Origin of the sequence: Pseudomonas sp., from assembly GCF_030147005.1 — a bacterium.
Lineage (GTDB): Bacteria > Pseudomonadota > Gammaproteobacteria > Pseudomonadales > Pseudomonadaceae > Aquipseudomonas.
This window is the reverse complement of sequence record NZ_JASLAW010000251.1, coordinates 29,888-43,795: the sequence shown is the minus strand read 5'-3', so window position 1 is coordinate 43,795 and position 13,908 is coordinate 29,888. Positions and strand designations below refer to the sequence as shown.

Below are 13,908 nucleotides of genomic sequence, written 5' to 3'. Positions count from 1 at the left end.
CCACGTGTGGCGAGCGAGCTCGCCACTGACGCCCATCAGTGCTTGGTGCCGGTCATGCTTTGCAAGACACCATCGCGGCGGATCAAACCGTGGAACAACGCCGCCGCCAGGTGCACCAGTACCGTGAGAAACAACAGGTAGGCGAGATAACCGTGGGCCTTGCGCAATAGCGCAAACAACGGCGCATTCGCCGACACCAATGCCGGCAGTTGCACGGAGCTGCTGAGCATCACCGGGTCACCGGCGGCCGAAATCATGGCCCAACCCAACAGCGGCAGCACCAGCATCAACGCGTACAGCACCACGTGAGACGCCTTGGCCGCCAGCGCTTGCCACAGCGGCAAGTCAGCCGGCAGCGGCGGTTGGCGCGTGGAAAAACGCACCACCAGACGCACGATAACCAGCGCCAGAATGGCGATCCCCAGCGGCTTGTGCAGATGAATCAGCCACTCATGGCGCTCGGAAACCGACGCCGCCAGACCCGCGCCGATAAACAGCATGGCGATGATCATCAACGCCATCAGCCAGTGCAGCAAACGCGCCAACGGGGCGAAAAACCTTGGTTGAACATTCATGGCTTCGACTCCTGGGCGGCACTGTGCAACGGGCCGACTTCACCGGCACGGCGCAGGTAAGAACTGGCATAGGCGGCTGAGCGTGCAGCCAGCAGCGGGTCATTGGAGGCTTCGATACCGCGGGGAAGAATCAGTGGATCAAAATTGATATCGCGGCAATCACCCTCGGCTTGTGGCTGGCTGCTCTGCAACACCAGAGTGCCGGCGTTGAGCACTTTGTGTTCACCGGTCCAGGTCTTGCTGGCGTCATCCAGCGGATCGCCGGGGTTGGCCAGCGTCATGTTCAATTGCCATTGCAGCGGCCCCGCCGCCAAACGCTGCACCAAGTCTTTTTCCAGAAAGTCGCCGCCCTCTGGCGCGGTGTCGCCGGCTGCGTCCCGGCTCTGCGGCACCACGGTCCAACGCACGGCCTGGCGCTTGCCGTCGGCGCTCACCAGGTAAAACGCGTTGATGCCGTTATACGTTTCAGTCGCGTAACTGGCCGATGGCTTGGCGGTTTTAACCCACGCCAAAAACGCCGCAGTCTCCGGGTGCGCGGCAAAAAACGCCGGCATGCTCGCCGGGTTCGGCTTGCCGGTGGCCGGGTCCGGCGCGCCGGCCTTGAGCAACTGGTAGAACGCCTCGGGCGTGCCCACCGGGAACACCGGCATGCTGTTCATCCCGGTGCGCCACTGCTGGCCGTTGGCCTGGCTGAATTGCACGGCAAAACTGCGGATAGGCACACTGCTGTCCGGCGCATACGGGTTGCCGCTGGGCAAGGCGAACCGCCCGATCACCGGCGTTTTCGCCTCGTTGAACAGCTGGGCGCTGGAGTAGGCACGCACCTCGGGGCTGCTCTGGAAGTACCCGGCCACGCACACACCCTTGGCATGGTTGCGCCGAAAGCCAGGGTGCACACCGTTATTGGTTTCCAGGGCATTGACCAGGGTTTTCGGGCGCAGGCGCTGCGGGTCGAGCGTACCGTTGACGTAGGCAAAGGCACCGGCGACAACCGCCACCACAGCACCGATACACGCGAGCCTGGCGAGCAGGCTGGCGGTACTCAGAGGCGGAAGCGGCGGTGGTGAGTGATCAACCATGAAAAGCTCCAGGGCACGTGGCCGCAGGGGAAAAGTGTCATGAGACGAATCCCATGTAGGTTTATTCTCCTTCTACTGTAGTTTTTTTCATGGCAAGCGCACATGCAGGCCAAACATCCTGCTAACGCTGGTTGAACAAGGCCGGCCGTTTATTGAGGAAGGCTTGCATGCCCTCCTGCTGATCCGGGGTGGCAAACAACCCATGAAACAACCGGCGCTCCAGGCGCACGCCCTCATGCAAGCCAAGCTCCAGGGCCTGGTCCACCGCCTCGCGCGCGGCCCGCGTGGCGGTTCGGGAAAACCCGGCAATTTGCGCGGCCACCGCCAGCGTCTCGTCCAGCAAGCTCGCCGCCGGGTAAACGCGTGACACCAACCCTGCCCGTTCGGCCTCCTGAGCCGTCATCGGCCGGCCAGTCAATATCAGGTCCATGGCTTTGGCCTTGCCGATCAGCCCGGTCAAGCGCTGGGTCGCGCCCATACCCGGGATCACGCCCAGCTTGATTTCCGGCTGCGCAAAGGTCGCCGTATCGGCGGCAAAAATCATGTCGCACATCATGGCCAGCTCGCAGCCTCCGCCGTACGCATAACCGGCCACTGCGGCGATCGTTGGTGTGCGCAGGCGTGTAAACGCCTCCCAACCGACGAAGTAGTCTTCATTGAGCATGTCCAGGTAGGACTTGCCGCTCATTTCCTTGATGTCGGCGCCCGCCGCGAACATCTGCGCAGTACCGGTGATGACAAAACAGCCGACCTGGGGATTCTGGTCGAGCGCCTCCAGGCTACTGATCAACTCGGCCATCACCGCCGAACTCAGCGCATTTCTCATTTCAATACGGTTAAGCCTGGCCAGAACCACCCGGCCATGACGCTCCAGCGTTACATTCATAAGCACCTCGACAGATTGAGATTAATTGCAGACACCGCTGTTTCAGGAGTCCCAGATTGCGCCATAGGCGGGTATTGCCTGGGCCTCGAGCGCTTGCACCACGCGCTGAGTCAGCGCCTGGTTGGCAATGCAGATCACGGCTTCGGCGTCAAAGGTGCGCACCGCGCCGTAGGCCAACTGCACCAGGTCGGGCTTCCCTTGTTTATCGGTGTCCCAGATCAACGCGGTGGGCTGGACGCGCAGAATTTCGTCGACCAATTCATCACCGTAGGTTTGCCTCGGACTGCGGGTGGACCAGATCAAGTGAATCGGCACCTGCGCGGCCAGCAAGTGCGGCATGACCGGGCCAATGCCGCTGCCGGTGGCGATGTACACCACAGATTTGAACAGGGTTTCCACGTTGGCCACGCCAGCGGTGGTGATGCCCTTTACCCAGACATGGCTGGGCAAGTCCTCGATAAACCGTCCGGTCCAATCCCCCGCGCGGGAGATGATCAGACGAAAGCCCGCCTCGCCCGGCGCTGGGATATTCGCAAAGGAGTGCCATTCAAGCAGCGGGTTGCGGCTGATCGCCGTGGACGAACCGGCGAACGGCGTGGTGTGGCTCAGGCGCGTTACCACCGCATGCCCGGAAGGCCGCGCATGTTCAACGGCCACTTTGCGCAACCGCAACCACGGCAGCAGGATGCTCACTGTCAGCAGTGCCAGCATCCAGAACGCGCCACTGTGCAGCAGGTTCGATGAGGCGTGCGTTGCCATCAGCACTGTTTGCCACCAGAACAACAGCAACGCGCTCCAACCGGCAAAGCGATGAACCCGTTCGAAACCATTGTGAAAACGACTGCGAATCGGCGGGAACGCCATCACCACCATGAGCAACAACAGGCTGAGCAGCGCGACGCTGAGCCACAACCCTGTCGACGACACGCTGCCCGGTTGCTGCACAAAGCTCGACATCTGGACACACACCAACGCTGCAAACCAGGCAGTAGCCGCCAGGGCCGCGCCGCTGTGCAGCCCTCCGAAATGGAACACTTTGGCCGCTCGGCGGCGCACCCACAGCGGCCAATACAGCGGAACCCGCGTGGCCAGCCAGAACAGCGCATTAATCACGTATTGCTGGCGTATCAGAATGGCCATCGACAGATTGATCAGCACCAGGTGCGACAGCATCGCTGGCGTGATCGCCTGCAGGTCCATGGTCAGCAGCACGGCGATGTTCCCCATCAGCACCAATGCCGCCAAGCGGTTGTAGTAAGAAAACACAGGCAGTGACGTCAGGCGCCGCCATAGTGCCGGCTTGGGTGGCAAAACGGCGCGGGTCAATACGTCAGTCATGGCCAGGCTCCTTGGTGGCGCCCGCCGGCGTCGCTGCCTGATAGTCCTCGGCCAGTCGCAGCAAGGCGGCCTTGTCGATCTTGCCCCTGGCGGTCATGGGAAACGCCTCCAGCGCGTAGATGAACTTCGGCACGCAGTAGTAGGCCAGGCGCTGGTGACACTCGGATCGGCAGTCCTGCGTGTCGGCACTGGCCGGCGAGACAAAGGCGACCAGGGTACGGTCGTCCACTTTCAACGTGACCGCCCGCGTGCACCCCGCGCCGGCTTCCAGGGCTGCGCTCACCGCGTCCAGCTCCACGCGAAACCCGCGAACCTTGACTTGGTCATCGACGCGTCCCAGGTGTTCGAGCTGGCCGTCGGCGGTCCAGCGCCCCAGGTCCCGCGTGCGGAACATCACAGCATCGCCCCCCAGAAACGGGTCAGGGCGGTATCGTTCCTGGGTCAACACTGCGTTGTTCAGGTAGCCCGCAGTCACCCCTGCACCGCCGGCCCACATCTCTCCGGTCTCGCCTAAAGCGCAGGCGCGCCCCTGATCGTCGAGCACATACACTGTGTTATTGGGCGTCGGTCGGCCAATGGTCAACCGCGTGCCTGGCACGTGGCGGTGCAATGTGTTGACGATCGTGGTCTCGGTCGGCCCGCATCCGTTGTAGAAGGCGCAATGCTCGGCCCAACGCTCGGCAAGGGTCTGAGCACAAGGCTCTCCGGCCACCGCGACCACGCTCAGGTCTGGGCACTGCAATGGATCGAGAGTGGCCAGTATCGACGGCGTCGCAATCAAGACGTTGCACTGCGCGGCTGTCTGCGCAATGTCCTTGCCGCGAATCAGCAAGGTCGCGCCATGGGCCAGGCACCCGAGTATTTCCCAGGCTGCCATATCAAAGCCGATGTTAAGAACCTGCCCTACGGTAACGCCGGGGGCCATGCCCATCCCCCCGGGCGAAGTCAGCAAGATGTTGCACACGTTGCGATGGCTGACGCACACACCGTTGGGGCGTCCGGTGGTGCCGGACGTAAACAGCACGAAACACAGGTCATCGGGTTCAGCCATGGCGCCCACCTGCTCGCTTTCTTCGGGGACCCAGGGCATTTGTGCAAGGAACGTGTCCAGGCACAGACTGCGCGGGACCGCATCAGCCGGCAGGCGTTCGAGCAGGTTCGACAAGGTCAGCACCAACGGGCTGCTCAACGCTTCCAGCACCTGGCCCAATTGCAGGGTGGGCACGATTCTGGCGTCCTGCGGGACATACGCGGCGCCCACCTTCAACACCGCCAGCAACCCCACCAGCATCGGAATCGATCGCTCGACGAACAAACCCACCGTGTCGCCGCGCTTGACCCCCCGTTCAAGCAAGTGCACCGCCAATCGGTTGGCTTGGCGGTTGAGCTGCTCATAACTGATGCGCTGCCCCGCGCAGATCGCCGCCGTTGCCTGGGGCGCTCGCCGCGCTTGCGCTTCGATCGCGTGGTGCACATTGGCATAGGCCGGTTGGGCCGACGGACCACACCCCCATTGTTCGAACAGGATTCGCTCTGAGGCAGACAAGCGGGTCAGTGCCGCGCCAGAGAAAAAGCGTTTATCCATCGGTGACAACGTCATGAACACACCTCATTGTTTGGCTGCCGGCTCAGTGCCGACAGGTACAAGGGTGGATGGAGCGCAACGCCTGGGATTACAGAATCACATTCAAACAGACTCATCCCACTCGAACGGCTAAAAATCTTTCGATCGAATAAGGAATAACTTACGCGCACGCGCGTCTACCCAGCACAACTGAGTAGACTCAACCCATGCATGAACTCGATGAACAGTTACGTGAACTCATCCCCAGGCTGCGGCGCTTTGCCGTGTCCCTGACCCGTAACGCCAGCAGTGCCGACGACCTTGTGCAGTCAACCCTTGAACGGGCGATCATCGCGTGGGCCGACAAGCGCATCGAAGGCGACCTGCGCGCGTGGCTGTTTTCGATCCTCTACCGACAATTTCTCGATGGCCACCGCCGCAACCGACGCTATGCGCGCATGCTCGAACTCTTCACCGGCCGCGACGATGCCCAGCCATCAGTGGAGCGTACGGTGATGGCCCAATCCACCCTGCAAGCCTTCGATCAGCTCAATACCGAGCAGCGCGCCCTGCTGCTGTGGGTGTCGGTCGAAGGCTTGAGCTACAAGGAAGTCGCCGAAATACTCAAGGTGCCCATCGGTACGGTGATGTCGCGCCTGTCCCGTGCCCGCCAAGCCTTGCGCCAACTCAGCGATGGCGAAATTACCAGCCCTTCCCTGCGGATACTCAAATGATCAGCCTGCCCCCCAGCGAACGCGACTTACACGCCTACGTCGATCACCAACTGCTGGACGCCGATCGCCGTGTACTTGAAACCTGGCTGGCGAGCCACCCTGAAGCGGCCGCTCAAGTGCACGCCTGGCAACAGGATGCGCAGCTGCTGCGAGCGTCTTTAAGCGGCGCCCTGCAACAGCCGAGCAACCCGGCGCTGGTCCCGGCGCTGATTCGCCAGCGCATCAAGCATCAGTCTCGCCGCCATCTCGCCACGGCGGCGCTGCTGTTGATTGCGGTCAGCCTCGGCGGGCTTGGCGGCTGGCACGCCCGCCAAGCCACCCAGCCATCGCTGTTGCCGATGGCCGATGCGATGCAGGCGTATCGCTTGTTCGCCCAGGACGGCATCATGCCCGCCGACTACAACGCCCAGGACCGCAACACGATGCAAGCCTGGCTCGACCGCTATTTCGACCAGGCCCATCGTTTGCCCGACTTGAGCCAGGCGGGGTTCAAGCCGGTCAGCGGGCGCCTGCTTACCACCGAGCAAGGCGCAGCGGCCATGGTGCTGTACGAAGACCCGCAAGGCCGACGCATGAGCTTCTACATCCGCCCGCCGGGTCCCAACAACGGCTTGCTGCCCCGCGGCAGCCGCAGCGCCGACGGCTTGCGGGCGGCCTATTGGTCGGACGGCGGCTACAACTACGCGATGGTCAGCCCCGTGGACCAGGCCAGCCCGCAGCAAATGAAGTTCTAGAAGCCCGCGGCCTGCGCAACGCCACGGGGGTTAATAACCGACCCAATGACCGTAGTGCTTGCGCTTGAATCGGTTTAAGGACAGCAGCGACTCAGTCACCTTCGTGCAGCTTTTCGGACCCGGTAAATTTTTTAGCCATAGTTGGCACTGGCTCTTTTGCGGCATCATCAGCGTCTTTCCACCTTTATGAGTGACCGCGCCGTTCATGCATACCCTTGCCCAACTCAGGGCTGGCCAATTGGCCGGCGCCACCCGCCTGGACCTGTCCTGCGGACTTACCGAGTTTCCCCGGGAAATCTTCGAGCTGGCCGACTCGCTGGAAATCCTCAACCTCACGGGCAACGCCTTGAACAGCCTGCCGGACGACCTGCACCGCCTCAAGCACTTGCGCGTGCTGTTTTGCTCGGACAACGCGTTCACTGAACTGCCGGAGTGCCTGGGCCGATGCGAAAAACTCAGCATGATCGGTTTCAAGGCCAACCAGATCCGCCACGTGCCCGGCGGCGCCTTGCCGCCGCCATTGCGCTGGCTGATCCTCACCGACAATTGCATCCGCCAACTGCCCGACGAACTCGGCCAGCGCCCGCGGCTGCAAAAGCTGATGCTGGCGGGAAACCAACTGACCCAATTGCCGCCCAGCCTGGCCAATTGCGAAAACCTTGAATTGATCCGCATCGCGTCCAATCGCCTGACCCACCTGCCGCAGTGGCTGCTGACGCTGCCGAGCCTGACGTGGCTGGCCTATGCCGGCAATCCGGTGGAAATGGCCGTGGACGTGGCCGGCGATGACGCGACACCGAATATTCCCTGGGCCGAACTGGAGCTGGGGGACGTACTCGGCGAAGGTGCCTCGGGGATTATCCGCAAGGCCGTGTGGAAGCCCCACGCGTTGCCGGTCGCCGTCAAACTGTACAAAGGCACCATCACCAGCGACGGTTCACCGCTGCACGAGATGCAGGCGTGCATTGCCGCCGGGTTGCACCCCAACCTGATCAGGGTGCAAGGCCGCGTCGTCGGCCACCCCGCTGACCAGGCCGCGCTGGTGATGGACCTGATCGATCCGAGCTACCGTAACCTCGCGGCGTTGCCAAGCCTGGCATCCTGCACCCGGGATATCTACGAACCTGCCATGCGCTTGAGCCTCGACGTGGCGTTGCGCCTGGCGCGCGGCATCGCCTCGGTGGCCGCGCATTTGCACCGGCACGGCATTACCCATGGCGACCTGTACGGCCACAATATTTTGTGGAACAGCGCGGGCGAGTGTTTATTGGGGGATTTCGGCGCGGCGTCGTTTCATGCAACGGCCGATAGCGAGGAAACAAGAGCGCTGCAACGTATTGAGGTGCGGGCGTTCGGGGTGTTGCTGGGGGAATTGTTGGAGCGGGTTGAGGGCACGGTCGCACCAGAACTGGTCGAACTGCAGAAAAGTTGCTGCAGGCCAGACGTGTCGGCGCGGCCGAGCTTCGAAGAGATCGAAGGCCTGCTGCACGCCTTCAACCATGCCTGAATCCCTGTAAAAACGGGCTTGCCCGCGATTGCAGTCTGCCAGTCACTGAGTGTGATGACTGATACACCGCAATCGCGGGCAAGCCCTAATGCCAGTCAGTTAAGGAGGAGCGCTTTACCGTGGCGAGGGAGCTTGCTCTAGCGCTTAACTGACTGGCATTGGGGCAAGCCCGCTTCCACATTTTTTACGCGTTTCAGCCAGCCAGGCCGACGAACATATCCTGCACGTCATCGTGGTTGTCCAAGCCTTCCAGGAAGGCCTCGACTTCCGCCATTTGCTCCTCGCTCAAGCCCGTCACCGGGTTCTTCGAGATGTAGCCCAACTTGGCCGACAGCACAGTGAAACCCTGCTCCGGCAAGGCTTTTTGCACAGCATCCAGGTCGGTGGTTTCGGTGATGAACAGGCTGGTGCCTTCTTCTTCGCCGTCTTCGAAATCCTGGGCGCCGGCTTCGATGGCGGCCATTTCCGGATCAGCGTCCGGGGTGTCCGGGGACGCTTCGATCAGGCCGACGTGGTTGAAGTCCCAGGCCACCGACCCGGAAGCGCCCAATTGCCCCTTGCGGAACGCTACGCGGATTTCCGCCACGGTGCGGTTGATGTTGTCGGTGACGCATTCGACGATCAACGGCACCTGGTGCGGGGCGAAACCTTCGTAGGTCACGCGGTGGTACTGCACGGTTTCACCGAGCAGACCGGCGCCCTTCTTGATCGCGCGGTCCAGGGTTTCCTTGGGCATCGAGGCCTTTTTGGCCTGCTCAACCACCAGCCGCAAGTGGGCGTTGGTCGAGGTGTCCGCACCGTTGCGGGCGGCAATGGTGATTTCTTTCACCAGCTTGCCGAAAATCTTGCCCTTGGCATTGGCTGCCGCTTCTTTATGTTTGACTTTCCACTGTGCGCCCATGACTCACTCTCTACTATCCATGGCGCCGAAACGTCTACTGGCCGGCGCTTTGGGGGCAGAGTTTATAGCGCAAGAACGCATCGTTCCACCAAAAAACCCTCAGGGCGCCAACTCGAAAAAGGCCTGAATCAAGCGCAACGACCTGCGCCGCTCCAGGCCGCCGAGCCAATGTCGGTTCAGCAGCCCATCGCCCAGGATCGGCACGGCCTGTACACGCGGGTCCTGGCTGACCTCCATCGACGACACCACGCCTATCCCCAACTCGGCTGCAACGGCCTCGGTCACCGCTTCCCGGCTGTCCAGTTCCAGCAGCACCCTGGGCCGCACATTGGCGGCCAGGCATGCGTCGTCAAAGGTACGCCGGGTGATGGAACCGGGCTCGCGCAGCACCATGATCACCTCGTCCAACCGGGCCAATGGAATGCCCTTGGCCTGCGCCGCCCAGGGATGCGCGGCCGGCACCAGCGCGCAAATACGTGATTCGCCCAAGGGTTGCAGGTGCAGGCCATGGCGCGGCTCCACTTCGGTGAGCACCGCCACGTCTGCATGCTCAGACAACAAGGCCGCCAGGGTTTCCTGGGCATTGCCCAAGCGCAGATTCACCGTGATGCCTGGATAGCGTGCGCGCAGGCGCGCAATCATCGGCATCACCAGGTGCGGGCCATCCGCCGCCACTTCGAGGCGCCCGGTGAGCAACTGGCGGTTGGCTTCGAGCATGGCCTGCGCCTCGTCCACCAAGCCGAAGATCGCGCGGGTGATCGCCGCCAGGCGCGCGCCCTCTTCGGTCAACTCGACCCGCCGCGCGGTACGGCGCAACAGGGGAATCTGATAGTGCTCTTCCAGCGCTTTGATATGCCCGGTCACCGCCGGCTGGCTGATGAACAGCCGGGCTGCCGCACGGGTAAAACTGCCCTCGCGGGCCACGGCATCGAATGCGCGCAGTTGGAACAGGTTCATAGCTATCGGCCTCACTGATAGCTCGCATAACAACAAACAATTTGATTGATAACAAGCCAAACTGCAATTTAGGCGCCGTAGATTCGACCCGTTGTTTTGCGAGGAGCCGAGATGACCCCTGCTGCGCCGATCCTGCTGACCCCAGGCCCACTGACCACTTCAAACCGTACCCGTCAGGCGATGATGGTGGACTGGGGGTCATGGGATGAGCGTTTCAACCACCTGACCGCCAGCGTGTGCGAGCAATTGCTGGCGATCGTCAACGGTGCCGACAGTCACCATTGCGTGCCGTTGCAGGGCAGCGGCACTTTCGCCGTCGAAGCAGCCATCGGCACCCTCGTGCCGCGCAACGGCAAGCTGTTGGTGTTGATCAACGGCGCGTACGGCAAGCGCCTGGCAAATATCTGCGAAGTGCTCGGCCGAGCGTTCAGCATCTTTGAAACCCTGGAGGACCAACCCACCACCGCCGACGATGTGGACCGCCTGCTGCGCGCCGACGCGGCGATCACCCATGTCGCGCTGATTCACTGCGAAACCAGCACCGGCATTCTCAACCCGCTGGCGCCGATCGCCGAGGTCGTCAAACGCCACGGCAAGCGCCTGATCATCGACGCCATGAGTTCCTTCGGCGCACTGCCGATCGATGCGCACGAAGTCCCTTTCGAGGCGCTGATTGCAGCCTCCGGCAAATGCCTGGAAGGCGTACCAGGCATGGGTTTTGTCTTCGCCGAGAAAACCGCGCTGGCCGCAGCCCGGGGCAATTGCCACTCCCTGGCGATGGACCTGTTCGACCAGCACAACTACATGGCCCAGACCGGCCAATGGCGCTTCACCCCGCCGACCCATGTGGTCGCCGCCCTGCACGAAGCGCTGCGGCAATACCACGAAGAAGGCGGCCTGCCCGCCCGCTATCGACGCTATGCCGACAACTGCCGGGCCCTCCTCGACGGCGTGACCGAACTGCGCCTGCGCAGCTTCCTGCCAGCGGCGATCCAGGCACCGATCATCGTTACCTTCCACGCACCGAAAGACCCGCGCTACCAGTTCAAGGACTTCTACGAACGGGTCAAGGCCAAGGGCTTCATTCTGTACCCAGGCAAATTGACCCAGGTAGACACGTTCCGCGTGGGCTGCATCGGCCATGTCGATGCGACAGGCATGCAGGCTGCGGTCAGGGCCATCGCCGAAGTGCTGCAAGACATGCACGTGCTGGACATCTGACCTCCCCTTACCGACAGGATGCGCACCATGAACTATCAAAACCCCACCACGCTCCAGGCCGTCATCCTCGACTGGGCCGGCACCGTGGTCGATTTCGGCTCGTTCGCGCCCACGCAGATTTTTGTCGAAGCCTTCGCCGAGTTCGGCGTACAGGTTTCCATCGAAGAAGCTCGCGGCCCGATGGGCATGGGCAAGTGGGACCATATCCGCACGCTGTGCGACCAACCCCAGGTTGCCGAGCGCTGCCGCAAGGTGTTCGGCCGCGCGCCCACCGACGACGACGTAACGGCCCTCTACCAGCGTTTCATGCCGTTGCAGATCGAGAAGATCGCTGAACACTCGGCCCTGATCCCCGGCGCCCTCGATACCCTCGCGGGGCTGCGCGCCCAGGACATTAAGATCGGTTCCTGCTCCGGCTACCCCAAGCAAGTGATGGACAAGGTGGTCGCCCTGGCCGCCAGCAACGGCTATGTGGCCGATCACGTGGTCGCCACCGACGAAGTGCCCAACGGCCGCCCATGGCCGGCCCAGGCCCTGGCGAACGTGATCGCGCTGGGCATTGACGATGTGGCGGCCTGCGTGAAGGTCGACGACACTGTGCCGGGTATCCTCGAAGGCCGACGCGCAGGCATGTGGACCGTGGCGCTGACCTGCTCCGGCAACGCCCTGGGCCTGACCTATGAGCAATTCCGGGCATTGGACAGCGCCACACTGGACAGCGAGCGCCAGCGCATCGAAGCGATGTTCCAGGGCTCGCGCCCGCACTACCGGGTGGACACCCTTACCGATCTGCCGCAGGTCATCGCCGATATCAACGCACGCCTGGCTCGCGGGGAAATGCCGCAAAGCTACTGACGGAGGTCAAGGCATCGGCATTCGCAACGAGCCAAGCGCTTGAAACAGGCATACAGTTAAACGACTCCGTCAAAGAGCGGAGGTATGCCCTGATCAATGAGGACCCAGCGATGCCGTGGAAAAATTCCGATTCGCGCTACAGTACTATGTCGATTGCCTTGCACTGGTTAATGGTGGTGCTGCTGGCGGTGGTTTACGCCTGCATTGAGCTGCGCGGCCAATTCCCCAAAGGCAGCGGTGCGCGCACGCTGATCGTCGAAATGCACTTTATGTTCGGCCTTACCGTGTTTGTGCTGGTGTGGCTGCGCCAGTTTGCCCGCAGCCTGGGGGTGGCGCCGAAGATCGTGCCAGCACCGCCGCAATGGCAGAGCCTATTGGCGACGCTGGTGCACTTCGCGCTGTATGCACTGATGATCGGCATGCCGATTGCCGGTTGGCTGATCGTCAGCGCCGAAGGGCATTCGGTGATGTTCTATGGGATGGAATTGCCGCCGCTGATCGCTGAAAACAAAGCGCTGGCCAAGGAGATCGAAGGCTGGCATGTGCTGTTTGGCCAGATCGGTTATTGGTTGATCGGGCTGCATGCGGTGGCGGGGCTGTTGCATCACTATGTGCTTCGCGACAATACCGCGTTGCGAATGATGCCCGTTGGGCGGACTAGGCGCTAAAACCCCGGCGGCCCTGCAAGCCGCCGGTGTGGATGAAGATCAGGCGCGTGCCGGCGGCGAAACGTCCGGCCTCGATCTGCTGCTTCAACGCCAGCAGCGCCTTGCCGGTATAGAGGGGCTCCAATGACATACCGCAGGCGCGTTCGGTGCGCTCGATAAACGTGAGCAGCACTGGATCGACTTTGGCAAACCCGTCTCGACTGGCGTCCAGCAACTCATAACCTTGCTGCACGACTGCGTTCACGTTCTGCCTCACGCCATGATCATCCGGTACCGCCATGGCGCCATACACCGGATGCACGCCTGCTTCCGCCAACGCCAGGCCGGCCAGGGTAGTCCCGGTGCCGGCCGCCAGCCACCAAGCGTCGTAATCGGCCCAGCCCAGGTTGCCCAGTTGCGCCCGCGCCTGTTCGAGCAACACCGCGCAGCCCAACGCACCGGTCAGGCCGCCCCCGCCTTCTGGCACCGGATGGAGGTGGGGATACTGTTCGCGCCAAGGCAACCAGAAGCCCGGCTCATGGCGTGCGCGATAGCCGCCATAACCGAGCCAATGCAATTGCATGCCGAACGCCTTGAGGTCGAGTACGGTGGGCGTGTCTTGAGGATGGCCACGCAACAGGCCGACCGTAGGGAAACCGAAGCGCTTGCCCGCCGCCGCCAGCGCGTGCAGATGGTTGGAGTAAGCCCCGCCGAGGCTGATGATGCCGCTGGCGCCGGCCTGTTGCGCCTCGGCCAGGTGGCCGCTGAGCTTGAACCACTTGTTGCCGCTGATCAGCGGGTCGATGCGGTCCAGGCGCAGCACGGCCAACTCAATCCCGTGCAGCCAATCGAGCTGTAAAGGTTCAAGGGGCGCGTGAGGCAGCCAGTCGAAAGGGCCCATCGGAAGGTA

At 62.6% G+C, this 13,908-nt stretch carries 14 protein-coding genes; 6 read left to right on the top strand and 8 right to left on the bottom strand.

Translation table 11 applies throughout. The features are described 5' to 3' along the window. Nucleotides 1-35: 35 nt before the first annotated feature. From Q1V60_RS24125 to Q1V60_RS24105, 5 genes are all read right to left on the bottom strand, one after another. Nucleotides 36-575, bottom strand: a complete 540-nt coding sequence (locus Q1V60_RS24125) for a cytochrome b (RefSeq protein ID WP_300635522.1) — start codon at nt 573-575, stop codon at nt 36-38. Continuing rightward, a complete protein-coding gene (locus Q1V60_RS24120) occupies nt 572-1,654 on the bottom strand; it encodes a catalase family peroxidase (RefSeq protein ID WP_300635520.1) in 1,083 nt (360 codons plus the stop codon). The genes Q1V60_RS24125 and Q1V60_RS24120 overlap by 4 nt, the downstream gene beginning before the upstream one ends. A 121-nt stretch (nt 1,655-1,775) precedes the next feature. Then, nucleotides 1,776-2,540 carry an enoyl-CoA hydratase-related protein gene (locus Q1V60_RS24115; protein WP_300635519.1) on the bottom strand — a complete coding sequence of 255 codons (765 nt, stop codon included), beginning with the start codon at nt 2,538-2,540 and terminating at the stop codon, nt 1,776-1,778. A 42-nt stretch (nt 2,541-2,582) separates the two neighbouring features. Further along, a complete protein-coding gene (locus Q1V60_RS24110) occupies nt 2,583-3,878 on the bottom strand; it encodes a hypothetical protein (protein WP_300635518.1) in 1,296 nt (431 codons plus the stop codon). Beyond that, nucleotides 3,871-5,478, bottom strand: a complete 1,608-nt coding sequence (locus tag Q1V60_RS24105) for an amino acid adenylation domain-containing protein (RefSeq protein ID WP_300635517.1) — start codon at nt 5,476-5,478, stop codon at nt 3,871-3,873. The genes Q1V60_RS24110 and Q1V60_RS24105 overlap by 8 nt, the downstream gene beginning before the upstream one ends. 191 nt (nt 5,479-5,669) lie before the next feature. On the opposite strand from Q1V60_RS24105, the gene Q1V60_RS24100 reads away from it, so the two are divergent. The 3 genes from Q1V60_RS24100 (at nt 5,670) to Q1V60_RS24090 (ending at nt 8,417) form a co-directional block, all read left to right on the top strand. Further along, complete coding sequence (locus Q1V60_RS24100; protein ID WP_300635515.1) at nt 5,670-6,176, top strand: sigma-70 family RNA polymerase sigma factor; 507 nt, start codon at nt 5,670-5,672, stop codon at nt 6,174-6,176. Continuing rightward, nucleotides 6,173-6,910, top strand: a complete 738-nt coding sequence (locus Q1V60_RS24095; protein ID WP_300635504.1) for an anti-sigma factor — start codon at nt 6,173-6,175, stop codon at nt 6,908-6,910. Before Q1V60_RS24100 ends, Q1V60_RS24095 begins: the two co-directional genes overlap by 4 nt. 205 nt (nt 6,911-7,115) lie before the next feature. Further along, entirely contained in the window at nt 7,116-8,417 is a 1,302-nt protein-coding gene (locus Q1V60_RS24090; RefSeq protein WP_300635503.1) for a protein kinase, read from the top strand. A 193-nt stretch (nt 8,418-8,610) separates the two neighbouring features. Here Q1V60_RS24090 and Q1V60_RS24085 read toward each other — a convergent pair whose 3' ends face one another. Then, the gene (locus Q1V60_RS24085) at nt 8,611-9,318 is read right to left on the bottom strand and encodes a YebC/PmpR family DNA-binding transcriptional regulator (RefSeq protein ID WP_300635501.1); all 708 of its coding nucleotides are present in this window, start codon (nt 9,316-9,318) and stop codon (nt 8,611-8,613) included. A 99-nt stretch (nt 9,319-9,417) separates the two neighbouring features. Next, complete coding sequence (locus Q1V60_RS24080; RefSeq protein WP_300635499.1) at nt 9,418-10,275, bottom strand: LysR substrate-binding domain-containing protein; 858 nt, start codon at nt 10,273-10,275, stop codon at nt 9,418-9,420. A gap of 111 nt (nt 10,276-10,386) precedes the next feature. Between Q1V60_RS24080 and Q1V60_RS24075 the strand changes: the two genes are divergently transcribed. The 3 genes from Q1V60_RS24075 to Q1V60_RS24065 all read left to right on the top strand — a co-directional run bounded on the left by Q1V60_RS24075 (nt 10,387) and on the right by Q1V60_RS24065 (nt 13,019). Continuing rightward, the gene (locus Q1V60_RS24075) at nt 10,387-11,496 is read left to right on the top strand and encodes a 2-aminoethylphosphonate--pyruvate transaminase (RefSeq protein ID WP_300635497.1); all 1,110 of its coding nucleotides are present in this window, start codon (nt 10,387-10,389) and stop codon (nt 11,494-11,496) included. 27 nt (nt 11,497-11,523) lie between these two features. Further along, entirely contained in the window at nt 11,524-12,351 is an 828-nt protein-coding gene (gene phnX / locus Q1V60_RS24070; RefSeq protein WP_300635495.1) for a phosphonoacetaldehyde hydrolase, read from the top strand. Nucleotides 12,352-12,461: 110 nt separating this feature from the next. Continuing rightward, nucleotides 12,462-13,019, top strand: coding sequence for a cytochrome b (locus Q1V60_RS24065; RefSeq protein ID WP_300635493.1), 558 nt, complete (start codon nt 12,462-12,464; stop codon nt 13,017-13,019). On the opposite strand, the gene Q1V60_RS24060 is transcribed toward Q1V60_RS24065, so the two are convergent. Beyond that, nucleotides 13,009-13,899 carry a pyridoxal-phosphate dependent enzyme gene (locus Q1V60_RS24060; RefSeq protein ID WP_300635491.1) on the bottom strand — a complete coding sequence of 297 codons (891 nt, stop codon included), beginning with the start codon at nt 13,897-13,899 and terminating at the stop codon, nt 13,009-13,011. The two genes, Q1V60_RS24065 and Q1V60_RS24060, sit on opposite strands and share 11 nt — an antisense overlap. Between the last annotated feature and the right edge of the window lie 9 nt (nt 13,900-13,908).